This is a genomic window from Streptomyces coerulescens (assembly GCF_042657965.1).
Lineage (GTDB): Bacteria > Actinomycetota > Actinomycetes > Streptomycetales > Streptomycetaceae > Streptomyces > Streptomyces coerulescens.
This window is the reverse complement of sequence record NZ_JBHSKM010000008.1, coordinates 614,779-634,997: the sequence shown is the minus strand read 5'-3', so window position 1 is coordinate 634,997 and position 20,219 is coordinate 614,779. Positions and strand designations below refer to the sequence as shown.

Genomic DNA, 20,219 nt, shown 5'->3' with positions numbered 1-20,219 from the left:
TTGTCCACAGGCCGGCCCCATTGTCAGTGGCGGCTTGCATCATGAACGCATGACCGAGAACGAGCAGTTGCTGACGAGGGTGGCGGACAAGGCACGCAACACCCGACCGTGGGGCTGGACTTCACTGCCCGAGCCAGTGGACGGGGCAACCGTGGCCCGTGCCGAGGCCGCCCTCGGCTTCCGTCTGCCGCCGCTCCTCGCCGACCTCTACCTCCGTATAGGAGACGGCGGATTCGGCCCGGAGTACGGCCTGTTGCCCCTGCTCGACAGCCCGCCGTCCGGCGAGCCCGCCGCCGTCACCCAGTACCTCGCCAATCTCAAGAGCGCCCGCAAGGACCCCGACTGGCCCTGGCCCGAGGGCGTCCTGCCGATATCCCACTGGGGCTGCGCGATGTACGCCTGCGTCGACTGCCGCACCCCCGAATCCACCGTCCTGCTCTTCGAACCGAACGCCGACGACTCGGACCACGCCTGGTACGTGGATGCCCCGAGCCTCGCCGACTGGCTGCGCGCCTGGGTCGACGGCACGGGGTGGTACGAGGAGATGAACGAGGAGCTGGAGATGGCCCCTTGGGCCGACTTCCGCATACGCACGGCGCCAGCACCCGCGTCCTGACCCACCGGTCGGCTAACGCCCCCGCGCCCCCGACCGAGCCGTCACCCACCGCCGTACGCCGTACGCGACGACGCCCACCACCAGCACCCCCGCACCCACCGCCACGGAGACCCCTGGAAGGGAGAAGGCAAGCACGACGCACCCGAGCAGCCCAACCGCGGGTACGACGCGTGACGCCGGGGCCGAGTCGAGCGTCCAGGCCGACGCGTTGGCCACCGCGTAGTACGCCAACACGCCGAAGGAGGAGAACCCGATCGCGCCTCGCACGTCCACCGTGGCGGCCAGGACCGCGACCACCGCGCCCACCGCGAGTTCGGCCCGGTGGGGGACCTGGAACCGCGGATGCACGGCCGCCAGAGCGCCGGGCAGATGCCGGTCACGGGCCATGGCCAGCGTCGTCCGTGAGACACCCAGGATCAGCGCGAGCAGCGAGCCGAGCGCGGCGACGGCGGCGCCCACCCGTACGACCGGTGCCAGCCCCGGCACCCCCGCCGCCCGCACCGCGTCGGCCAGCGGCGCGCTCGCCCGCCCGAGGCTCTCCGCCCCCAGAACAGAGAGGACAGCCACCGCCACACACGCGTACACCACCAGCGCGATACCCAGGGCCAGCGGAATCGCCCGAGGGATGGTCCGCGCGGGGTCCCGCACCTCCTCGCCCAGGGTCGCGATCCGCGCGTACCCGGCGAACGCGAAGAACAGCAGCCCCGCCGCCTGAAGCACCCCGCCGAAGCCGTCCGACGCCCCGATGTCAAGCCGCCCGGCATCGGCCTCCCCGGACCCCAGACACACGACCACCACACAAGCGAGGACAGCGAGGACCACCGCCACGATCGCCCGGGTCAGCCAGGCGGACTTCTGGACGCCGCCGTAATTCACCGCGGTCAGCGCCACCACGGCCGCGACCGCCACCGCGTGTGCCTGCTCCGGCCAGACGTAGGCGCCCACGGTGAGCGCCATCGCCGCACAGGAGGCCGTCTTACCGACGACGAACGACCAGCCCGCGAGGTACCCCCAGAACGGGCCGAGCCGTTCGCGCCCATAGACGTACGTGCCACCAGAGGCGGGATACAGGGCTGCAAGGCGTGCCGACGACGTGGCGTTGCAGTACGCGACCACGGCCGCGACCGCCAGCCCGAGCAGCAGCCCGGTGCCGGCCGCGCGTGCGGCGGGTCCCAGCGCGGCGAAGATCCCGGCCCCGATCATCGAGCCGAGTCCGATCACCACGGCGTCCCCGACGCCCAGGGTGCGCCGCAGCTCGGGGGAGCCGGAGCTGGACTGTGTCATGGCCGGAACCCTACTGATCGCTGCAACCGAGGCGTGCCGCTGTGACGTCCTGCTCATCAACAGAGCACGAACAAGCGCGCCCGAGATCACAGTGCCGGGAAAGTGCAGGCACAGCGCGGAAGGGCAGGTTCAGGGCATGACGATCATCAGCTGGATCATTCTGGGGCTGTTGGCCGGAGCCATCGCCAAGTTCCTGCTGCCGGGCCGGGACCCGGGCGGCTTCATCGGTACGACGCTCATCGGCGTCGCGGGCGCGTTCATCGGCGGATGGATCTCGTCCCGCTGGCTGGACCACCCGATCACCAAGGACTTCTACGACGGTGCGACATGGGCCTCGGCGATCGGAGGCTCTCTCGTGCTCCTGATCGCCTATCGCATCCTGTTCGGCCATTCCCGCAGCTGAGCGGGCTCAGCGGCAGCGCGACACATCCGGACCGCAGCCAGCAGGCGAGAAGGGTGGGCACCCACAGCGGGATGCCCACCCTTTCTCGTAGTCCTGAGGACTCACATACTCGAGGACTTACCGGTAGTTCACAAACTGGAGCGCGAAGTCGAAGTCCTTGCCCTTCAGCAAGGCGATGATGGCCTGGAGGTCGTCCCGGCTCTTGGAGCTGACTCGCAGTTCGTCGCCCTGGACCTGGGCCTTGACGCCCTTCGGGCCCTCGTCGCGAATGATCTTCGCCACCTTCTTCGCGTTCTCCTGGGAGATGCCCTCCTGGATCGACGCGAAGATCTTGTACTCCTTGCCCGAGAGCTGGGGCTCGCCCGCGTCCAGGGCCTTCAGGGAGATACCCCGCTTGATCAACTTGGACTGGAAGACGTCGAGGACGGCGTTCACCCGGTCCTCGGAGTTCGCCTCCATCAGGATCTTCTCCCCGGACCACGAGATCGAGGCACCCACGCCCTTGAAGTCGTAGCGCTGGGAGATCTCCTTGGCGGCCTGGTTGAGGGCGTTGTCGACCTCCTGCCGCTCGACCTTCGAGACGATGTCGAAACTGGAGTCGGCCATGTCCTGTGGCTCCTTGTATCGGGGTGCGTGTGGGTGCGATCGGCGGGCGTCGGGGCGGCCGCCGAGCCCGGGGCAGGCCCCGGACCGCATCCGGACAAGCCTAGCCACCCCGCGCCCTCCGGGAGGCGATCAATCGGGTGGCGAAGCACCCCTCGGCATCGGGTATTGTTTACGTCGTTGCCAGGGAGCACCGCCACAAGAGCGGTTCGAACGGCAGCAAACCCCGGCGGTGTGCCCGAGCGGCCAAAGGGAGCAGACTGTAAATCTGCCGGCTCAGCCTTCCCAGGTTCGAATCCTGGCGCCGCCACACTGGGGAAAACCCCTCCAATCCACGGAAACGTGGAGCGGAGGGGTTTTCGCGTTCCCGGGATGTGCCCGGGGCACACTGACCCCATGAGCACGCGTCGCAGAAGTTGCCCCGAGTGCCGGCGGGAGATCGCCGTCGTCGCCGGACGGTTCGCACGGCACGACCCGCCGGGCGCTCGGGAGCACGGAGAGCTCGTGTCGTGCCCCGGATCGCGGCGGCACGCGGAACTCGGGGCAGCCCAGCCCGCGTTGGACGGGTACGTCGTGCCCGACTTCCCCGGCCAGCTTCCGCTGTTCTGAACCCCGGGTCCGCCCGCCCCACGCGGCCGTGAACTGCCGTGCCAGGTAGTCCGGCGGCCCCGTAGCCCAGTAGCCCAGCAGTCCGGCGGCCCCGTAGCCCAGTAGCCCAGCAGTCCGGCGGCCCCGTAGCCCAGTAGCCCAGCAGTCCGGCGGCCCCGTAGCCCAGTAGACCTATAGCCCGGCGGTGGCTCCCAGTAGCCGGTTTGCCCCGTAGCCGCGTACCGACTCCGGGCCCCTGCGGTGGACCCGTTCAGATGTCGCCGGGGTCGCGTCGGGCCCCGGCGGCGTCCATCGTCAGTTCCCCGCCACCGACTTCACGGCAACCGCCACCGGCGCCGAGCCGCTGATGAGTTCGAGTGTCAGGCCGTGCGTGGCCGGAGTGTCGAGCAACTCCGCGAGTACGGCCGCCACGTCGTCGCGCGGGATCGGACCGCGGCCGGTGTGGGCCTCCAGGCGCACCTGGCCGTTTCCGGCGTCGTTCGTCAGCATTCCGGGGCGCAGGATCGTCCAGTCGAGGGCGTCCAGGCCGCGGACGTACTCGTCGGCGGCGCCCTTGGCGCGCAGGTAGACGTCGAAGATCTCGTCACCCTCGTGCTGCGGGTTCGCGCCCATCGACGACACGACCAGGAAGCGCCGTACGCCCGCCTGGACCGCCGCGTCCGCGAACAGGACGGCCGCGCCCTTGTCCACCGTGTCCTTGCGGTCCGTTCCGCTGCCCGGGCCCGCGCCGGCCGCGAAGACCGCCGCGTCCGCGCCCCGGAGATGAGAGGCGACCTCCTCGACCGAGGCCGACTCCAGGTCCAGTACGACGGGTTCGGCACCGGCCGCCCGCAGATCGTCGCCCTGTTCGGCCTTGCGGATGATCCCCGCGACCTCGTCCCCGCGCGCGGCGAGCAGCTTCTCCAGCCGCAGCGCGATCTGACCATGACCACCAGCGATGACAATGCGCATGATTCCGACCGTACGCCCGGACGGCCGCATCCGCCGCACGACTTCAGCCACGCCCCAGTGCTTTCGAGGCTCGCGCATCATGCGTAGGCGCCGGGGGCGCGAGTCGCGGGCGCGTGGATGTGAATCACGCGCCCGACTGTGCGCCCCTCAGTCGGCCCACACCAGCCCGCGCGGGCTCAGTTGTCCTGAGCCCGCGCGGCCTCAGGACAACTCCCCCCGCCCCTGCCGGGGCAGCCCCAACTCCGCGGCCACGGCCGAGTTGCAGTACTCCCGCACCGCGCTCGTCCGCGCCACCACACGCCCGCGATGCACCACGATGCGGCTGTACGCCAGCGACAGCGCACCCGACAGCCGGTTCCCGCGGACCGCCAGCAGTTCGGCCGGGAAGCCCGCCTCCACCCGCACCTCGGGCAACCCCATCACCGCACGCGTCGAGGCGCTGACACAGTCGTAGGCGTCCTCGGGGCGCAGCCCGTGGCGGGAGGCCAGCAGGTACGCGGCCTCCAGTGGGTCCCCGCGGCCGACCGGGTTCGACACGTCCCGCAGGGCGCCGCTGCCGGCCGCGACGCGTACGCCGGCGGAGCGCAGCAGTCGTACGGGCGCCGTCGCTCGCCTTTCCACGCCCCCGCAGCCGCCCTGCGGAAGGCACACGACCGTCACGCCTGCCGCGGCGAGCTGGTCCGCGGCGCGGGAGGCCACCTGGGCGGGCAGCCGCCCCAGACCGCCGCACGGGCCGAGCGTCACGCCCGGGCGCAGTCCGCCCGCCATCGCCGCGACACGCGAGAGCCGCGCCGGGTCGGTGGCGTCGGTGTGCAGGTCGACGGGGCAGCCGTGCTCGGAGGCGACGTCCAGGACGGCCTCCACATAGCCCGTGGGGTCCGGGTCGAGGTCGGGACAGCCGCCGACCACCGATGCGCCCATCTTCACGGCGTCCCGCAGCATCGCGAGCCCCTCGGCCCCGGCCACACCGGTCAGCAGCCGGGGCATCGCCACGGTCGTCAACTCGGTGAGCCCGCGCAGCGAACGCCGTGCCTGGAGTACGGCGGCGAGCGCGTTCAGCTCCTGGATCTCGTCCACGCGCACGTGTGCCCGCAACGCGGTCGCCCCGTGTCCGAGCTGGAGCAGGGCGGCCTCGGTGGCCCGGCGCTGCACGTCATGAGCGTCGTAGGAGACAGGACCGCCCTCGTCGGCGGAGAGCGCGGTGTCGCCGTGGGCGTGCGGTTCGGCCGGGGCCGGCAGGAGCAGATAGCCGCCGAGGTCCACGCGCGTCCCGCACGCGCGTGTGCCGCCCGCCAGGCTGCCGGCCGTGCCGACCGCCTCGATGCGCCCGCCGTCCAGCCGTACGTCCACGGTCCGGCCGTCGGTGAGCCGCGCCCCGCACAGCAGCAGAGCACCCGGGTCGGCCGGTCCGGAGGAGCCCGACGAGGACGACGAATGGGGCGGCTGGGGGTGGCTGTCGGGCATCGCACTCCAGAGGCAAGATCACGCAGAGTGAGTCGAGCCTAGGGTGGTGCGGGGGCACTCGAGCGCAGGAGCGCAATAGTCGTACCGGTGTGGTCCGCCGAACGGGACCGTGTCCGCGGTGCCGCCGTGGCCTGCGAGGCGTCCGTGCGGTCCGCCGATCGGCCGCAGAAGCGGGCCGCGAAACGGATTTGGGTGAACGGCGGCTGAGCGTGTAATGTCTTCATCGCTCGCCCCAATAGCTCAGTCGGTAGAGCGTCTCCATGGTAAGGAGAAGGTCTACGGTTCGATTCCGTATTGGGGCTCTGGTGTGAGAGGTTCCCGCCGCGAGGCGGGAACGGATCACATCACAGCGGTGTAGCTCAGTCGGTAGAGCAAGCGGCTCATAATCGCTGTGTCACCGGTTCAAGTCCGGTCACCGCTACTGACAGTAGCCGATTGCGGGGTCGGTCCTTCGATCGGCTACTCTTCTATGCGTTAAACCATCCCATCCGTTCGTCAAGGAGCACTCACGTGGCTGCCACCGACGTCCGCCCGAAGATCACGCTGGCCTGCGTGGAGTGCAAGGAGCGGAACTACATCACCAAGAAGAACCGGCGTAACAACCCGGACCGTCTTGAGATGAAGAAGCACTGCCCGCGTTGCAACGCGCACACCGCGCACCGCGAGACGCGATAAATCAGGCTCGTACGCGAGGCCGCCCCCCACAGTGGGGGCGGCCTCGCGTCGTTTCGGGCCCAGTTACCGGCCGGTTCCGGTCGGCCCGGACGCGTCAGCCAAGCGCATCAGTCAGGCGAACCAGCAGGTCAACCGCAGCAGACAGCAGGAGGTGCCGAGCCATGGCGCTCGACCAGTCCTTCGTGGGGCGGAGCTACCCGCCCACCGAGCCCTATGAGGTGGGCCGGGAAAAGATCCGTGAGTTCGCGGAAGCCGTGGGGGACATGAACCCGGCGTACATCGACCCGGAGGCCGCCAAGGCGCTCGGCCACCCGGATGTGATCGCCCCGCCGACCTTTGTCTTCTCCATCACCTTCAAGGCGGCGGGACAGGTCATCGAAGACCCCCAGCTGGGGCTGGACTACAGCCGGGTCGTGCACGGCGACCAGAAGTTCGCCTACACGCGGCCGGTACGCGCAGGTGACCGGCTGTCCGTCACCTCGACCATCGAGGCCGTGAAGTCCATGGCCGGCAACGAGATCGTGGACATCCGCGGCGAGGTCCACGACGAGGCGGGGGAGCACGTCGTGACCGCCTGGACGAAGCTCGTGGCCCGTGGGGCGGGCCCCGAAGAAGGGCAGGCCTGAGCGGTGACCGCGAAGATTGCGTACGGCGACGTCGAGGTCGGCACCGAACTGCCCGCCCAGAGCTTCCCCGTGACCCGTGCCACGCTCGTCCAGTACGCGGGCGCCTCCGGGGACTTCAACCCGATCCACTGGAACGAGAAGTTCGCCAAGGAGGTCGGTCTGCCGGACGTCATCGCGCACGGCATGTTCACCATGGCCGAGGCGATCCGTGTGGTCACCGACTGGACCGGCGACCCGGCGGCGGTCGTCGAGTACGGCGTCCGCTTCACCAAGCCCGTCGTCGTACCGAACGACGACAAGGGCGCGATGATCGAGGTCAGCGGCAAGGTCGCGGCTCTGCTCGAGGACAACAGGGTCCGCGTGGACCTGACCGTGGTCAGCGAGGGGCGCAAGGTGCTCGGCATGTCACGGGCGGTCGTACAGCTCGCGTGAACGGCACGCGCGTGCTGTGAGGTAAGGGGCGTTCTCCATGGTGGGGCGCCCCTTACGCGTTTCCGGTCGGCACCCCTTGACCTAGTTAGTGATTGAGTACTAACTTAGCTTCATGGTCAGGATGAGTGCAGAGGAGAGGCGCGAGAGCGTCGTCCGTGCGGCGATGACCGAGTTCGCCCGTGGCGGCTACTACGGCACGTCCACGGAGGCGATCGCCAAGCGGGTCGGTGTCTCGCAGCCGTATCTCTTCCGGCTCTTCCCGGGCAAGAAGGCGATCTTCCTCGCGGCGGCCCAGCGCTGTGTGGAGGACACCATCCGGATGTTCGAAGAGGCGGCCGAAGGGGTGGAGGGCGAGGAGGCCCTGCGCGCCATGGGTGACGCCTACCGGAAGGTCGTCTCGGAAGAGCCCGAGCGGCTGATGCTGCAGATGCAGATGTACCTCGCCGTCGCGGCCGCCGAGCAGGAGGGTGACCACGAGTTCGGCGAGGCGGTGCGGGCCGGCTGGATCCGACTGTGGGACACCGTTCATCTGCCGCTGGGGGCCGACGTCAACGAGACGACGACCTTCATGGCGTACGGGATGCTCATCAACTGTCTGGTGGCCATGGGTTTTCCGCCGGATCACCGGGTCTGGGCGGGGATGGAGCCGGAGGAGCCGGACGAGAAGCGGCCGTAGGGGGTGGGGGTGGCGAGGGTCACCCCTGCCTTTTTATGACCGCCAAAGTTAGTGATCGATAACTATCCATGTAAGCGGAACGCATCACCCCAGGGGGAGCGATGTCACACCACACCGATCAGAACGCGCGGGCGGCCCGCCCGGGCGGGGCCGTATGGGCCCTCGTCATCACCAGCGTCGCCGGGTTCATGGCCGCGCTCGACAACCTCGTCGTCACCACCGCCCTGCCCTCCATCCGCGAGGACCTGGGTGGGGCGCTGCACGACCTGGAGTGGACGGTGAGTGCGTACACACTCACCTTCGCCGTCCTGCTGATGTTCGGCGCGGCCCTCGGTGACCGCTTCGGCCGCCGCCGGCTCTTCCTCGTCGGCATCTCGATCTTCACCGTCGCGTCCGGCGCCGCGGCCCTCGCGCCCGGCATCGACTCCCTGATCGCCGCCCGCGCGGTGCAGGGGGCAGGCGCGGCGATCATGATGCCGTTGACGCTGACCCTGCTGACGGCGGCCGTGCCCGCGGCCAAGCGCGGGATGGCGTACGGCATCTGGGGCGCCGTCAACGGGCTCGCGATCGCGTCCGGGCCGCTCATCGGCGGCAGCCTCACCGAACACATCTCCTGGCAGTGGATCTTCTGGCTGAACGTTCCCCTGGGCATCGCTCTGTTGCCGCTCGCCCGCCTGCGGCTCGCCGAGTCCTACGGCACCGGCGCCCGGCTCGACATCCCCGGCACCCTGCTCGCCAGCGGCGGACTCTTCGGGATCGTGTACGGCCTGGTGCGCGGCCCCGCCGACGGCTGGACCGGACGTCTGGTCCTGACCGGCCTGTTCGCCGGCGGCGCGCTGCTCGTCGGGTTCGTCCTCTACAGCACCCGCGCCAAGAACCCGATGCTGCCGATGCGGCTGTTCCGCAGCCGGGCGTTCTCCGGGATCAACGCCGCGAGCATGCTGATGTTCCTCGGCATGTTCGGGTCGATCTTCCTGCTCAGCCAGTACATGCAGATCGTGCTCGGCTACTCGCCGACCGAGGCGGGGCTGCGGATGCTGCCGTGGACCGGCATGCCGATGCTGGTCGCGCCGATCGCCGGCCTTCTCGCCGACCGCATCGGCGGGCGGCCCGTCGTCGCCACCGGCCTGTTTCTGCAGGCCGCCGGGCTCGCCTACATGGCGTCCGTGGTCACCGCCGACGTCTCCTACGCCGCCCAGCTGCCCGGGCTGATCATCAGCGGCATAGGCATGGCCCTGTTCTTCGCCCCGGCCGCCCACCTGGTCATGTCCAGCGTCCGGGCCTCGGAACAGGGCATCGCGTCCGGTGCCAACAACGCCCTGCGCGAGGTGGGCGGGGCGCTCGGTATCGCGATCATGGGGTCGATCTTCTCCGCGCAGGGCGGCTACGAGACCGGCCAGACCTTCGTCGACGGCCTGCGGCCCGCCCTGGTCACCGGCGCCACCGTCGTCGCCCTGGCCGGCGTCGCGGCCCTGATCATCCCGTCGCGGCGGCGGGGCGAAGCGGCCGTGAGCCCCGCCGAGCAGGCCCCGGAGCGGGTGCTGGAGACGGCCGCCGGCTGAGCCCTCCCGGCCCACCCCACACACGGCACCCGATCCGGAACCACGAGGACCCGAGGACACGAGGAGCAGTCATGCCCACCCTTCCCTGGACCGTCCCCAACCCCGCACCGCCCGGCACCGAAGCGCACGTCTTCGCCTCGCGCTTCGAGACCCGCACCCTCTGGGGAGCGCTCCGCTTCCTGGCTCGCACGCCGGGCGTGTGGTGGCAGGTGAGCCGGGCGCCCGGCGCGTACGGCGCCACCCTGAAGGCCGAGCCCTTCAACCGAACCTTCTGGACGCTGTCCGCCTGGGAGTCGCCCGCGGCGCTGAAGGACTTCGCCCGCTCGGGCACCCATGCCCCCACCTCGCGAGGTCTCGCGGGGCTGATGAAGGATGCGAAGTTCGCCACCTGGCAGGTGCCGAGCGACGATCTCCCGCTCGACTGGACGGAGGCGTTCCGGCGGCTGACGTGAACGGCACGCGCGCGTGGAGCGCGTATCGGCCCCGGCACTCCACAGGGGTGCCGGGGCTGTCGGTGCCGTCTCGTAGTCTTGAGCGCGTGCAGGAACTCCACGACGCCCCCCTCGCCCCCTTCACGACCTTCCGGCTGGGCGGCCCCGCCACCCGTCTGGTCACCGCCACCTCCGACGCCGAGGTGATCGACGTCGTGCGCGAGGCCGACGCCGCCGGGAGGCCGCTGCTGCTCATCGGCGGCGGATCGAACCTGGTCATCGGCGACAAGGGCTTCGCGGGCACCGCGCTCGTCATCGCCACGAAGGGCTTCGAGCTGGACGGCACCACGCTCGAACTGGCCGCCGGCGAGGTGTGGACCGATGCCGTCGCGCGTACCGTCGAGGCCGGGCTCGCCGGAGTCGAGTGCCTCGCCGGAATCCCCGGCTCCGCGGGCGCCACGCCGATCCAGAACGTCGGCGCCTACGGCCAGGAGGTCTCCTCGACGATCACCGAGGTGATCGCGTACGACCGCCGGGCCGGCGAGACGGTCGTCATCCCGAACGCCGACTGCGCGTTCTCCTACCGCCACAGCCGCTTCAAGGCCGACCCCGAGCGCTATGTCGTCCTGCGCGTCCGCTTCCGGCTGGAGGACGCCGACGGGCTCTCCGCGCCGGTGAAGTACGCCGAGACGGCCCGCGCCCTCGGCGTCGAGGTCGGCGACCGCGTGCCCCTGGCCGCCGCCCGCGAGACGGTGCTGAAGCTCCGTACGGGCAAGGGCATGGTCCTGGACCCCGAGGACCACGACACCTGGTCGGCCGGATCGTTCTTCACCAACCCGATCCTCACCGACGAGCAGTTCGCGGCGTTCCACGCGCGCGTGCGCGAGCACCTCGGCGACGGCACCGAGCCCCCCGCCTACCCGGCGGGGGAGGGGCACACCAAGACCTCCGCGGCCTGGCTCATCGACAAGGCGGGCTTCACCAAGGGCTACGGCACCGGCCCCGCCCGTATCTCCACCAAGCACACCCTCGCCCTCACCAACCGCGGTGAGGCGACCACCGAGGACCTTCTCGCGCTCGCCCGCGAGGTCGTCGCCGGTGTCCGCGAGACCTTCGGCATCACGCTGGTCAACGAGCCGGTGACGGTCGGCGTCAGCCTGTAGCGCGTTCGGGGCGCGGCCGGTCTCAGTAGGCGACGCCCACGCCCTGCTTCACCGTGGCCCGGTCGCCGACCGCCGCCAGCATGGCGTGCGCCACGTCGGCGCGTCCCAGGAAACGGCCCCGCACCGGGAATCCGCCCACCACCTTCCGGTACGAGCCGGTGAGCGGCTTGTCCTGGAGGCGGGGCGGCCGTACGGACGTCCAGTCCGTGGCGCTGCGGGCCAACTCGGCCTCCATCTCCCGCAGATCGGTGTAGATGTCCCTGAGGACCGCCGAGACGATGCGGCGCGCCGACCGGTCGACGAAGCCGTCGCCCTCGGGCTCGGGCCCGACCGGTGCCGCGCTCACCACGACCAGCCGCCGCACTCCCTCGGCCTCCAGGGCGCCGAGCACCGTACGCGTCAGACGCGCCGCGATCCCCGCGTCCTTGCGGCTGCGGGCGCCGAGCCCGGACAGCACCGCGTCCCGTCCGGCGACGGCGGGGCGCAGCTCCTGCGGGTCGGTCAGATCCGCGCGGAACACCTCCAGCCGTTCGCCCGTGACGGGGAAGCGCGCGGGGTCCCGTACGACGGCCGTGACCTCGTGACCGACGTCCAGCGCCTGGCGGACGATCTCCTTGCCGGTGCCCCCGGTGGCACCGAAGACGGTGAGTTTCATGAGGTCTCCCGTATGGATGAGGCTCGGTCGGGTCGGGGTGGGTGAGTATTCACTCACCCCTGTCTCCTCTAGCGTGAGTAAGTACTCACCCACCCGTCAAGGGCGATTGGACGATTCATGGAGAACCGACCCACCCGCGTCCGACTGCTCGACGCCGCCCACGACCTGATGCTCAGCGTCGGGCTGGCGCGGGCCACGACGAAGGAGATCGCGCGGGCGGCCGGGTGCTCCGAGGCGGCGCTCTACAAGCACTTCGCCGGCAAGGAGGAGCTCTTCATCCAGGTGCTCACCGAGCGGCTGCCCCCGCTGCGCCCACTGCTGAGCGGCCTCGCGGCCGAGCCCGGCCGGCACTCCCTTCAGGAGAACCTCACCGAGATCGCCCGCCAGGCGGCGCTGTTCTACGAGCAGAGCTTCCCGATCGCGGCGTCGCTGTACGCGCAGACCGAGCTCAAGAAGCGGCACGACGACGCCGTACGGCAGATGGGGGCCGGCCCGCACGTGCCGATCATGGAGCTCGACACCTACCTGCGGGCCGAGCAGGAGCTGGGCCGGGTCCGCACGGACGCGGACACGTTCGCGGCGGCCTCGCTGCTGATGGGGGCGTGCGCGCAGCGGGCGTTCGCCTACGACGCGACGAGGGAGGCGGTACGGCCGCCGGTGGACGAGTTCGCCGCACGGCTGGCACGCACGCTGCTCGCCGGCATCGCCGAGTGACCGCCGGTCGCGAGGGCCGGGCGAACGGGTCCGGCGACGACTAGGCGAGCCAGTCGTCCACCCCCGCCAGCAGCTTGCCCTTCACCTCCTCCGGCGCGGCCGACGCACGCACCGACTGCCGGGCCAGTTCCGCCAACTCCTCGTCCGTGAAGGCGTGGTGGCGGCGCGCGAGGTCGTACTGGGCGGCGAGACGCGAGCCGAAGAGCAGGGGGTCGTCGGCGCCGAGGGCCATCGGCACACCGGCCTCGTACAGAGTCCGCAGCGGGACGTCCTCGGGCTTCTCGTAGACGCCGAGGGCGACGTTCGAGGCGGGGCACACCTCACACGTCACGCCCCGGTCGGCGAGGCGCTTCAGCAGCCGCGGGTCCTCCGCCGCCCGCACCCCGTGCCCGATCCGGTGCGCGTCCAGGTCGTCCAGACAGTCACGGACCGAGGACGGGCCGGTCAGCTCGCCGCCGTGCGGGGCCGACAGCAGGCCGCCCTCGCGGGCGATGTGAAAGGCGCGGTCGAAGTCCCGCGCCATGCCCCGGCGTTCGTCGTTCGACAGCCCGAAGCCGACGATGCCGCGGTCGGCGTAGCGCACCGCGAGCCGCGCCAGGGTGCGGGCGTCCAGGGGGTGCTTCATACGGTTCGCGGCGACCAGGACGCGCATCCCGAGGCCCGTGTCCCGCGACGCCGTCTCCACCGCGTCCAGGATGATCTCCAGCGCCGGGATCAGACCGCCCAGCCGGGGCGCGTACGACGTCGGGTCGACCTGGATCTCCAGCCAGCCCGAGCCGTCCCCGAGGTCCTCCTCCGCGGCCTCCCTGACCAGCCGCTGGATGTCCTCCGGCTGCCGCAGGCAGGAGCGCGCCGCGTCGTACAGACGCTGGAACCGGAACCAGCCGCGCTCGTCCGTAGCCCGCAGTTTCGGGGGTTCCCCACTGGTCAGCGCGTCGGTCAGGGCCTCGGGCAGGCGCACACCGTACTTGTCGGCCAGTTCCAGCACGGTCGTCGGCCGCATCGAGCCGGTGAAGTGCAGGTGCAGATGGGCTTTCGGCAGTTCAGAGACATCACGTACACGCTCCATTCCAGGATCCTGCCGCACGCCCGCGCCGTCCCGGTAGCGGTTTCCCCTTTAGTGGTCTTGCTCGCACAAACAAATGGGGCCACCTCCGAAACCGGAGGTGGCCCCATGGGCGGAAGGCGGACGTCAGTCCCTGGCCTCCGCGAGCAGCTTCTGGATCCGGCTCACGCCCTCGACGAGGTCCTCGTCGCCGAGCGCGTACGACAGCCGCAGATAGCCCGGCGTACCGAACGCCTCACCCGGGACGACCGCGACCTCGGCCTCCTCCAGGATCAGCTCGGCCAGCTCGACGCTGCTCTGCGGGCGCTTGCCGCGGATCTCCTTGCCGAGCACGGCCTTCACCGACGGGTACGCGTAGAAGGCGCCCTCGGGCTCCGGGCAGACCACGCCGTCGATCTCGTTGAGCATCCGCACGATCGTCTTGCGGCGGCGGTCGAAGGCCTCACGCATCTTCGCGACCGCGTCCAGGTCGCCGGAGACGGCGGCGAGAGCGGCCACCTGCGCCACGTTCGAGACGTTCGACGTCGCGTGGGACTGGAGGTTGGTCGCGGCCTTCACCACGTCCTTCGGACCGATGACCCACCCGACCCGCCAGCCCGTCATGGCGTACGTCTTGGCGACACCGTTGACCACGATGCACTTGTCGCGCAGCTCGGGGAACAGCCCCGGCAGGGAGACCGCGGCGGCGTCGCCGTACACCAGGTGCTCGTAGATCTCGTCCGTCAGCACCCACAGGCCGTTGTCGACGGCCCAGCGGCCGATCGCCTCGGTCTCGGCCTCGGTGTAGACGGCGCCGGTCGGGTTGGACGGCGACACGAAGAGGACGACCTTCGTCTTCTCCGTGCGCGCGGCCTCGAGCTGCTCCACGGAGACGCGGTAGCCGGTGGTCTCGTCGGCGACGACCTCGACCGGGACACCGCCCGCGAGGCGGATCGACTCCGGGTACGTCGTCCAGTACGGCGCCGGGACGATGACCTCGTCGCCCGGGTCGAGGATCGCGGCGAAGGCTTCGTAGATGGCCTGCTTGCCGCCGTTGGTGACGAGGATCTGCGAGACGTCGGGCTCGTAGCCGGAGTCGCGCAGCGTCTTCGCGGCGATCGCGGCCTTCAGCTCGGGCAGACCGCCGGCGGGCGTGTAGCGGTGGAACTTCGGGTTCTTGCAGGCCTCGATGGCGGCCTCGACGATGTAGTCCGGCGTCGGGAAGTCGGGCTCACCGGCGCCGAAGCCGATCACCGGACGCCCGGCGGCCTTGAGGGCCTTGGCCTTGGCGTCCACGGCGAGTGTGGCGGACTCGGAGATCGCGCCGACTCGGGCAGAGACCCGGCGCTCGGTCGAAGGGGTTGCAGCGCTCATGGGACCCATCGTTTCAGACAGGAAACGCGCGCGGCACGCGGGTTTCACGGACTGAACATCGGCTGAACATCCGTCCGGATCCCGCCCGCGGCCTGGGCGATCTTGCGTCGACACCCCGCCGAACCCGCGGCGATCTTTCGCCCATCAAGCCCCCATCGGGCGCTTTCTGTTCGACGGCGCGCCCAGGACCACGTACACTCTCACCTCGTTGGCCTTCAGCAGCCCGCAGCCGCACGGTGCACAGCGAGCACTCGACCGGATGCGGTACGTTGGGGAACACACAAAGGGTCGTAGCTCAATTGGTAGAGCACTGGTCTCCAAAACCAGCGGTTGGGGGTTCAAGTCCCTCCGGCCCTGCTACACACACCTTCGCCAGGATGTGTGCGCATGTACGTACAGCATTGCAACGCCGTGCGGCTCAGACCGGGCGCGGCACGGCCACGACCCGGGATCAGGTGAGGACGGATGGCGGACGCCGTGGGCTCCATCGATACGCCTGACGCCCAGGATGAGGCGCAGGAAAAGAAGAAGTCCCGCAAGGGCGGCAAGCGCGCGAAGAAGGGTCCGCTGAAGCGGCTCGCCCTCTTCTACCGCCAGATCGTCGCGGAGCTGCGCAAGGTCGTCTGGCCGACGCGCAATCAGCTGACGTCGTACACCACCGTGGTGATCTTCTTCGTCGCCATCATGATCGCCCTGGTGACCGTGATTGACTATGGGCTCGACCACGCCGCCAAGTACGTCTTCGGCTGAGCCAAGAGCGAAGGGCGCCGTGGTTACCGGCGCCCCTTTTCGCATGTTCCACCCCTATGTATCCAGGAAGAAGCAGCCACCGTGTCTGACCAGAACCTGAACGACGCCGTCGAGCCGGACGAGTCCGTGGAAGACGAGCTCGACATCGTCGAGGGCGCGGACGAGGACCTGGACGAGGTCGAGGTTGCCGACGCCGAGGCGGGCGAGCCGGCCGAGGAGGCCGCGCTGCACGTCGAGGACGCCGAGGACGCGGAAGAGGCCGTCGAGGAGGAGACCGAGCCGGTCGACCCCATCGCCGCCCTGCGCGAGGAACTTCGCACGCTGCCCGGCGAGTGGTACGTCATCCACACCTACGCCGGTTACGAGAACCGCGTGAAGACCAACCTGGAGCAGCGCGCCGTCTCGCTGAACGTCGAGGACTACATCTTCCAGGCCGAGGTGCCGCAGGAAGAGGTCGTCCAGATCAAGAACGGCGACCGCAAGACGATCAAGCAGAACAAGCTGCCGGGTTACGTCCTGGTCCGTATGGACCTCACCAACGAGTCCTGGGGTGTCGTCCGCAACACCCCCGGCGTCACCGGCTTCGTGGGCAACGCCTACGACCCGTACCCGCTGACCCTGGACGAGATCGTCAAGATGCTCGCCCCGGAGGCCGAGGAGAAGGCCGCCCGCGAGGCCGCCGAGGCCGAGGGCAAGCCCGCGCCGCAGCGCAAGGTCGAGGTCCAGGTGCTGGACTTCGAGGTCGGCGACTCGGTCACTGTCACCGACGGCCCGTTCGCCACGCTCCAGGCCACGATCAACGAGATCAACGCCGACTCCAAGAAGGTCAAGGGCCTCGTGGAGATCTTCGGTCGGGAGACGCCGGTCGAGCTCTCCTTCGACCAGATTCAGAAGAACTAGCGGCACAGCAGCTCTGCACGAAGGGCCTCCGACCGGCGGATTCCGCTGGTGGGAGGCCCTTTCGTCGTATGCGCCGGTGTGGATGCCGACCGCGTTCCTGATGCCTCCTCAATAAATGTGTGCTGCACCACAACCATCGGACGCCCCTGCTGGTCTGACTTGATGACCGAAACGCGTGGACAGCGTTCTTCACGGTGATCTCCAACTCTTTGTGGCGGTTTGCCCTGTGCTGCCCGCTGCCCGCTGCTCGCTGCCCGCGCACCGACCGAGAAGTGGGGGAATGTCCTCATGCGCACTCGCACCATCCTGGTCATGGCGGCCGCGTCCGCCTGCGTCCTGCTGCCGACGACCTCCGCGGTCGCCGGCACCGGACCCGCCCCGTCTCCCAACAAGCAGAACCTGAGCGCCCGTTCGGCCGCCCCGTCCGAGGCGGGCAACCCGCTCAGCGCCAAGGCGCAGGCGGCCGGCGTCTGTTCCGACGCCTACCAGATCGGCGCCACCGCCTACATCAACCGCGGTGGCGCGCACGCCGCCTCGGTCAAGCAGTTCTACTCGCCCAGGTGCAAGGCGAACTACGGCTACGTATGGGTCTGGCAGAGCTTCCGCGACAAGATCAAGGACTATGACGTCAGCACCGGCGTCTACAGCTACGCCCGTGACGAGGTCGTCGGCCAGGACTGGTGGAACGCCACCAACAGCCAGGAGTTCTGGTCCTTCCCCGCCGACACGGTCAGCGAGTGCACCTCGGCCATCGGCACGCTGCGGGCCCCCGGCGACCCCGTGCCGGGCCAGGCCACCACGGCCAAGCGCTGCTGAGGCCGCTCTCGCCCCCTTGCGGGCCCCGGCCGACGCGCGGCGGCCGGGGCCCGTTCCTGTCCGGGGCACGGGCCACCGGGGCCGACCGCTGTCAGGGGGCGGGCGACCGGTGGCCTGAGCTGCCGGTTTTGGCCCTGACGCGTTACCCGTTATCGTTGTGCGGTATGCCTCCATCCGGATGATCCGGACGTTCACCGTTCAAGGTGGCCCACGGTACGGATGGCGGCGGAACACCTCTCACTAAGGACCCGGAGAGAGCATGCCTCCCAAGAAGAAGAAGGTCACGGGGCTCATCAAGCTCCAGATCCAGGCCGGTGCGGCCAACCCGGCTCCGCCGGTCGGCCCCGCGCTGGGTCAGCACGGCGTCAACATCATGGAGTTCTGCAAGGCCTACAACGCCGCGACCGAGTCGCAGCGCGGTTGGGTCATCCCGGTGGAGATCACGGTCTACGAGGACCGTTCCTTCACCTTCATCACCAAGACCCCGCCGGCCGCGAAGATGATCCTCAAGGCCGCTGGTGTCGAGAAGGGCTCCGGCGAGCCGCACAAGACCAAGGTCGCCAAGATCACCGAGGCGCAGGTCCGCGAGATCGCCACCACCAAGATGCCCGACCTCAACGCCAATGACCTGGACGCCGCGTCCAAGATCATCGCCGGCACCGCCCGTTCCATGGGCATCACGGTCGAGGGCTGACCTCAACCTCCCCAGCAGAAGTGAGTGGCGGGGCCTGCTCGGCCCGGACCACAACTCCTAAGACAACACAGGAGCAGTAGTGAGCAAGCGCAGCAAGTCTCTCCGCGCTGCGGACGCCAAGGTCGACCGGGACAAGCTCTACGCCCCGCTCGAGGCCGTCCGTCTCGCCAAGGAGACGTCCACGACCAAGTTCGACGGCACCGTCGAGGTCGCCTTCCGCCTGGGTGTCGACCCGCGTAAGGCCGACCAGATGGTCCGTGGCACCGTGAACCTGCCGCACGGCACCGGCAAGACTGCCCGGGTCCTGGTCTTCGCGACCGGTGACCGTGCTGCGGCCGCGGAGGCCGCGGGCGCCGACATCGTCGGCTCCGACGAACTGATCGACGAGGTTTCGAAGGGCCGCCTGGACTTCGACGCCGTCGTCGCCACCCCGGACCTCATGGGCAAGGTCGGCCGCCTCGGCCGTGTCCTCGGCCCGCGTGGTCTGATGCCGAACCCGAAGACCGGCACCGTGACCCCGGACGTGGCCAAGGCCGTGACCGAGATCAAGGGCGGCAAGATCGAGTTCCGCGTCGACAAGCACTCGAACCTGCACTTCATCATCGGCAAGGCGTCCTTCGACGACACCAAGCTGGTGGAGAACTACGGCGCCGCGCTGGAGGAGATCCTCCGTCTGAAGCCGTCCGCCGCCAAGGGTCGCTACATCAAGAAGGCCGCCATCACCACCACGATGGGCCCCGGCATTCCGGTCGACCCGAACCGTACCCGCAACCTCCTCGTCGAGGAGGACCCGGCCGCGGTCTGAGCCACCGGCTCACCAGGCTCGACGACGGGCCCCGCACCCCTTCCCGGGTGCGGGGCCCGTCCCCTTTCCCGCCCCCGTTTGTCAGTGCCCTGGGTTAGCGTTCATTCACGGGATTCGCACAGGGGGGACGAATGACGAGCACGAGGGCGCTCCGGTCGGCGTTCTGGACCGCGCTGCTGACCGCGCTGACGGCCCTGGCCGCCTGCACCTCCGCCGACCGCTCCGAGGAGCGACAGCGCCCCACACCCTCCCGCGCCGTGACGGCCGCGCTGCGCACCGTGGAGCGGTCCACCGACGGTGCCGAGTCCGCGCGCGTGCGCTCCACGACCACGGTCGGCTCGGCCCTGTCCATGAAGGCCCACGGCACCCTCGCCTGGCACGACGGCCTCACCGGCGCCCTGACGATCACCTACACCGGCGGCACCACGGCCGAGACGATGCGCCGCCTCGGCACCACCTCGATGCAGGCCCGCTATCTCCCCGACGCCTACTACGCCCGCATGGGAGAGGCGTTCGCCGAGAAGACCGACGGCAAGCACTGGATCAAGTACGCCTACGACGACCTGGAGCGCCTCGCCGGCAGCTCCGGAGCCGATCTCGCCGACCAGATGCGCGGCACCGCCCCGCACACCTCGGTGAAGCTGCTGCTGTCCTCCCCGGACGTACGCAAGGTCGGCGAGGAGACGGTGAGCGGCGAGCGCACCACGCGCTACTCCGGCACGGTCCGGGCCGCGGGCGTCACCTCGCAGACCGTCGACATATGGGTCGACGACCGGGACCTGCTGGTCAAGAAGGTCGAGAAGGGCCGCACGGCCACGGGGCAGCTGACCCAGACCGCGTACTACAGCGACTACGGCGTGAAGACCGCGGTCGAGAAGCCTCCGGCGGGGGACACCGCGGATCTGGAGGAGCTGCTGAAGGAAGGGACCCTCGGCGGCACCTCGTGAGTCCGCGCGCACAAGTATGCGGAG

General features: G+C 70.0%; 24 protein-coding genes and 4 tRNA genes. 21 read left to right on the top strand and 7 right to left on the bottom strand.

The annotated features are described in order from the left end of the window. The first annotated feature begins 49 nt into the window (after positions 1–49). On the top strand, positions 50–616 hold the full coding sequence (locus ACFPQ9_RS17220) for an SMI1/KNR4 family protein (protein WP_380853592.1): 567 nt from the start codon (positions 50–52) through the stop codon (positions 614–616). Between the two features lie 12 nt (positions 617–628). Here the strand turns inward: ACFPQ9_RS17220 and ACFPQ9_RS17215 are convergent, their stop codons facing one another. Then, positions 629–1,900 (bottom strand): APC family permease, encoded by a 1,272-nt coding sequence (locus tag ACFPQ9_RS17215; protein WP_380853590.1) that lies wholly within the window; start codon positions 1,898–1,900, stop codon positions 629–631. A gap of 136 nt (positions 1,901–2,036) precedes the next feature. Between ACFPQ9_RS17215 and ACFPQ9_RS17210 the strand changes: the two genes are divergently transcribed. After that, entirely contained in the window at positions 2,037–2,303 is a 267-nt protein-coding gene (locus ACFPQ9_RS17210; protein ID WP_030947618.1) for a GlsB/YeaQ/YmgE family stress response membrane protein, read from the top strand. Positions 2,304–2,420: 117 nt separating this feature from the next. On the opposite strand, the gene ACFPQ9_RS17205 is transcribed toward ACFPQ9_RS17210, so the two are convergent. Continuing rightward, positions 2,421–2,909 (bottom strand): YajQ family cyclic di-GMP-binding protein, encoded by a 489-nt coding sequence (locus ACFPQ9_RS17205; RefSeq protein ID WP_380853588.1) that lies wholly within the window; start codon positions 2,907–2,909, stop codon positions 2,421–2,423. A gap of 225 nt (positions 2,910–3,134) precedes the next feature. Here ACFPQ9_RS17205 and ACFPQ9_RS17200 point away from each other — a divergent pair. Both ACFPQ9_RS17200 and ACFPQ9_RS17195 read left to right on the top strand, forming a co-directional pair. Continuing rightward, a tRNA-Tyr gene (locus ACFPQ9_RS17200) sits at positions 3,135–3,216 on the top strand. A gap of 86 nt (positions 3,217–3,302) precedes the next feature. Further along, a complete protein-coding gene (locus tag ACFPQ9_RS17195) occupies positions 3,303–3,515 on the top strand; it encodes a hypothetical protein (RefSeq protein WP_380853586.1) in 213 nt (70 codons plus the stop codon). A gap of 294 nt (positions 3,516–3,809) precedes the next feature. On the opposite strand, the gene ACFPQ9_RS17190 is transcribed toward ACFPQ9_RS17195, so the two are convergent. Together ACFPQ9_RS17190 and ACFPQ9_RS17185 are read right to left on the bottom strand one after the other, a co-directional pair. Beyond that, positions 3,810–4,466, bottom strand: coding sequence for an SDR family oxidoreductase (locus tag ACFPQ9_RS17190; RefSeq protein ID WP_380853584.1), 657 nt, complete (start codon positions 4,464–4,466; stop codon positions 3,810–3,812). Between the two features lie 201 nt (positions 4,467–4,667). Beyond that, positions 4,668–5,930: an amidohydrolase family protein gene (locus tag ACFPQ9_RS17185; RefSeq protein ID WP_380853582.1), complete on the bottom strand. Its 1,263-nt coding sequence runs from the start codon at positions 5,928–5,930 to the stop codon at positions 4,668–4,670. A gap of 229 nt (positions 5,931–6,159) precedes the next feature. On the opposite strand from ACFPQ9_RS17185, the gene ACFPQ9_RS17180 reads away from it, so the two are divergent. The 9 genes from ACFPQ9_RS17180 to ACFPQ9_RS17140 all read left to right on the top strand — a co-directional run bounded on the left by ACFPQ9_RS17180 (position 6,160) and on the right by ACFPQ9_RS17140 (position 11,495). Continuing rightward, positions 6,160–6,232 (top strand) — tRNA-Thr (locus ACFPQ9_RS17180). Positions 6,233–6,278: 46 nt separating this feature from the next. Next, positions 6,279–6,351 (top strand) — tRNA-Met (locus ACFPQ9_RS17175). An 89-nt stretch (positions 6,352–6,440) separates the two neighbouring features. Next, entirely contained in the window at positions 6,441–6,605 is a 165-nt protein-coding gene (rpmG, locus tag ACFPQ9_RS17170; protein WP_003948671.1) for a 50S ribosomal protein L33, read from the top strand. Positions 6,606–6,766: 161 nt separating this feature from the next. Continuing rightward, entirely contained in the window at positions 6,767–7,231 is a 465-nt protein-coding gene (locus ACFPQ9_RS17165; protein ID WP_380853580.1) for an FAS1-like dehydratase domain-containing protein, read from the top strand. A gap of 3 nt (positions 7,232–7,234) precedes the next feature. Then, complete coding sequence (locus ACFPQ9_RS17160) at positions 7,235–7,663, top strand: MaoC family dehydratase (protein WP_380853578.1); 429 nt, start codon at positions 7,235–7,237, stop codon at positions 7,661–7,663. A gap of 112 nt (positions 7,664–7,775) precedes the next feature. Continuing rightward, positions 7,776–8,339, top strand: coding sequence for a TetR/AcrR family transcriptional regulator (locus tag ACFPQ9_RS17155; RefSeq protein ID WP_380853576.1), 564 nt, complete (start codon positions 7,776–7,778; stop codon positions 8,337–8,339). Positions 8,340–8,440: 101 nt separating this feature from the next. Next, positions 8,441–9,901 carry an MFS transporter gene (locus tag ACFPQ9_RS17150; RefSeq protein ID WP_380853574.1) on the top strand — a complete coding sequence of 487 codons (1,461 nt, stop codon included), beginning with the start codon at positions 8,441–8,443 and terminating at the stop codon, positions 9,899–9,901. Between the two features lie 71 nt (positions 9,902–9,972). Continuing rightward, positions 9,973–10,353 carry a DUF3291 domain-containing protein gene (locus ACFPQ9_RS17145; protein ID WP_380853572.1) on the top strand — a complete coding sequence of 127 codons (381 nt, stop codon included), beginning with the start codon at positions 9,973–9,975 and terminating at the stop codon, positions 10,351–10,353. An 86-nt stretch (positions 10,354–10,439) separates the two neighbouring features. Next, positions 10,440–11,495, top strand: coding sequence for a UDP-N-acetylmuramate dehydrogenase (locus tag ACFPQ9_RS17140; protein ID WP_380853570.1), 1,056 nt, complete (start codon positions 10,440–10,442; stop codon positions 11,493–11,495). A 22-nt stretch (positions 11,496–11,517) separates the two neighbouring features. Here the strand turns inward: ACFPQ9_RS17140 and ACFPQ9_RS17135 are convergent, their stop codons facing one another. Next, positions 11,518–12,150, bottom strand: coding sequence for an NAD(P)-dependent oxidoreductase (locus tag ACFPQ9_RS17135; RefSeq protein WP_380853568.1), 633 nt, complete (start codon positions 12,148–12,150; stop codon positions 11,518–11,520). 117 nt (positions 12,151–12,267) lie between these two features. On the opposite strand from ACFPQ9_RS17135, the gene ACFPQ9_RS17130 reads away from it, so the two are divergent. Further along, on the top strand, positions 12,268–12,864 hold the full coding sequence (locus tag ACFPQ9_RS17130) for a TetR/AcrR family transcriptional regulator (RefSeq protein ID WP_380853566.1): 597 nt from the start codon (positions 12,268–12,270) through the stop codon (positions 12,862–12,864). A 40-nt stretch (positions 12,865–12,904) separates the two neighbouring features. Here the strand turns inward: ACFPQ9_RS17130 and ACFPQ9_RS17125 are convergent, their stop codons facing one another. Next, complete coding sequence (locus tag ACFPQ9_RS17125) at positions 12,905–13,933, bottom strand: adenosine deaminase (RefSeq protein WP_380853564.1); 1,029 nt, start codon at positions 13,931–13,933, stop codon at positions 12,905–12,907. A gap of 123 nt (positions 13,934–14,056) precedes the next feature. Next, positions 14,057–15,283 carry a pyridoxal phosphate-dependent aminotransferase gene (locus ACFPQ9_RS17120; RefSeq protein ID WP_380853562.1) on the bottom strand — a complete coding sequence of 409 codons (1,227 nt, stop codon included), beginning with the start codon at positions 15,281–15,283 and terminating at the stop codon, positions 14,057–14,059. Between the two features lie 284 nt (positions 15,284–15,567). On the opposite strand from ACFPQ9_RS17120, the gene ACFPQ9_RS17115 reads away from it, so the two are divergent. The 7 genes from ACFPQ9_RS17115 to ACFPQ9_RS17085 all read left to right on the top strand — a co-directional run bounded on the left by ACFPQ9_RS17115 (position 15,568) and on the right by ACFPQ9_RS17085 (position 20,195). Beyond that, positions 15,568–15,640 (top strand) — tRNA-Trp (locus ACFPQ9_RS17115). 108 nt (positions 15,641–15,748) lie between these two features. Beyond that, positions 15,749–16,033, top strand: coding sequence for a preprotein translocase subunit SecE (gene secE / locus ACFPQ9_RS17110; RefSeq protein WP_380853560.1), 285 nt, complete (start codon positions 15,749–15,751; stop codon positions 16,031–16,033). 81 nt (positions 16,034–16,114) lie between these two features. Next, a complete protein-coding gene (nusG, locus tag ACFPQ9_RS17105) occupies positions 16,115–16,933 on the top strand; it encodes a transcription termination/antitermination protein NusG (RefSeq protein ID WP_030955319.1) in 819 nt (272 codons plus the stop codon). A gap of 288 nt (positions 16,934–17,221) precedes the next feature. After that, positions 17,222–17,749 (top strand): hypothetical protein, encoded by a 528-nt coding sequence (locus ACFPQ9_RS17100; RefSeq protein WP_380853557.1) that lies wholly within the window; start codon positions 17,222–17,224, stop codon positions 17,747–17,749. A gap of 259 nt (positions 17,750–18,008) precedes the next feature. After that, on the top strand, positions 18,009–18,443 hold the full coding sequence (gene rplK / locus ACFPQ9_RS17095; RefSeq protein ID WP_016645192.1) for a 50S ribosomal protein L11: 435 nt from the start codon (positions 18,009–18,011) through the stop codon (positions 18,441–18,443). 79 nt (positions 18,444–18,522) lie between these two features. Next, positions 18,523–19,248 (top strand): 50S ribosomal protein L1, encoded by a 726-nt coding sequence (gene rplA, locus ACFPQ9_RS17090; RefSeq protein WP_380853555.1) that lies wholly within the window; start codon positions 18,523–18,525, stop codon positions 19,246–19,248. A 131-nt stretch (positions 19,249–19,379) separates the two neighbouring features. Continuing rightward, a complete protein-coding gene (locus tag ACFPQ9_RS17085; protein ID WP_380853553.1) occupies positions 19,380–20,195 on the top strand; it encodes an SCO4651 family lipoprotein in 816 nt (271 codons plus the stop codon). Positions 20,196–20,219: the final 24 nt, after the last annotated feature.

What these genes read in the sequence shown, in the direction of transcription:
- ACFPQ9_RS17220 (WP_380853592.1), top strand. Translation starts at nt 50, where the DNA reads ATGACCGAGAACGAGCAGTTGCTGACGAGGGTGGCGGACAAGGCACGC.
- ACFPQ9_RS17215 (WP_380853590.1), bottom strand. Translation starts at nt 1,900, where the DNA reads ATGACACAGTCCAGCTCCGGCTCCCCCGAGCTGCGGCGCACCCTGGGC.
- ACFPQ9_RS17210 (WP_030947618.1), top strand. Translation starts at nt 2,037, where the DNA reads ATGACGATCATCAGCTGGATCATTCTGGGGCTGTTGGCCGGAGCCATC.
- ACFPQ9_RS17205 (WP_380853588.1), bottom strand. Translation starts at nt 2,909, where the DNA reads ATGGCCGACTCCAGTTTCGACATCGTCTCGAAGGTCGAGCGGCAGGAG.
- ACFPQ9_RS17195 (WP_380853586.1), top strand. Translation starts at nt 3,303, where the DNA reads ATGAGCACGCGTCGCAGAAGTTGCCCCGAGTGCCGGCGGGAGATCGCC.
- ACFPQ9_RS17190 (WP_380853584.1), bottom strand. Translation starts at nt 4,466, where the DNA reads ATGCGCATTGTCATCGCTGGTGGTCATGGTCAGATCGCGCTGCGGCTG.
- ACFPQ9_RS17185 (WP_380853582.1), bottom strand. Translation starts at nt 5,930, where the DNA reads ATGCCCGACAGCCACCCCCAGCCGCCCCATTCGTCGTCCTCGTCGGGC.
- ACFPQ9_RS17165 (WP_380853580.1), top strand. Translation starts at nt 6,767, where the DNA reads ATGGCGCTCGACCAGTCCTTCGTGGGGCGGAGCTACCCGCCCACCGAG.
- ACFPQ9_RS17155 (WP_380853576.1), top strand. Translation starts at nt 7,776, where the DNA reads ATGGTCAGGATGAGTGCAGAGGAGAGGCGCGAGAGCGTCGTCCGTGCG.
- ACFPQ9_RS17150 (WP_380853574.1), top strand. Translation starts at nt 8,441, where the DNA reads ATGTCACACCACACCGATCAGAACGCGCGGGCGGCCCGCCCGGGCGGG.
- ACFPQ9_RS17145 (WP_380853572.1), top strand. Translation starts at nt 9,973, where the DNA reads ATGCCCACCCTTCCCTGGACCGTCCCCAACCCCGCACCGCCCGGCACC.
- ACFPQ9_RS17135 (WP_380853568.1), bottom strand. Translation starts at nt 12,150, where the DNA reads ATGAAACTCACCGTCTTCGGTGCCACCGGGGGCACCGGCAAGGAGATC.
- ACFPQ9_RS17130 (WP_380853566.1), top strand. Translation starts at nt 12,268, where the DNA reads ATGGAGAACCGACCCACCCGCGTCCGACTGCTCGACGCCGCCCACGAC.
- ACFPQ9_RS17125 (WP_380853564.1), bottom strand. Translation starts at nt 13,933, where the DNA reads ATGGAGCGTGTACGTGATGTCTCTGAACTGCCGAAAGCCCATCTGCAC.
- ACFPQ9_RS17120 (WP_380853562.1), bottom strand. Translation starts at nt 15,283, where the DNA reads ATGAGCGCTGCAACCCCTTCGACCGAGCGCCGGGTCTCTGCCCGAGTC.
- secE (WP_380853560.1), top strand. Translation starts at nt 15,749, where the DNA reads ATGGCGGACGCCGTGGGCTCCATCGATACGCCTGACGCCCAGGATGAG.
- ACFPQ9_RS17100 (WP_380853557.1), top strand. Translation starts at nt 17,222, where the DNA reads ATGCGCACTCGCACCATCCTGGTCATGGCGGCCGCGTCCGCCTGCGTC.
- rplK (WP_016645192.1), top strand. Translation starts at nt 18,009, where the DNA reads ATGCCTCCCAAGAAGAAGAAGGTCACGGGGCTCATCAAGCTCCAGATC.
- ACFPQ9_RS17085 (WP_380853553.1), top strand. Translation starts at nt 19,380, where the DNA reads ATGACGAGCACGAGGGCGCTCCGGTCGGCGTTCTGGACCGCGCTGCTG.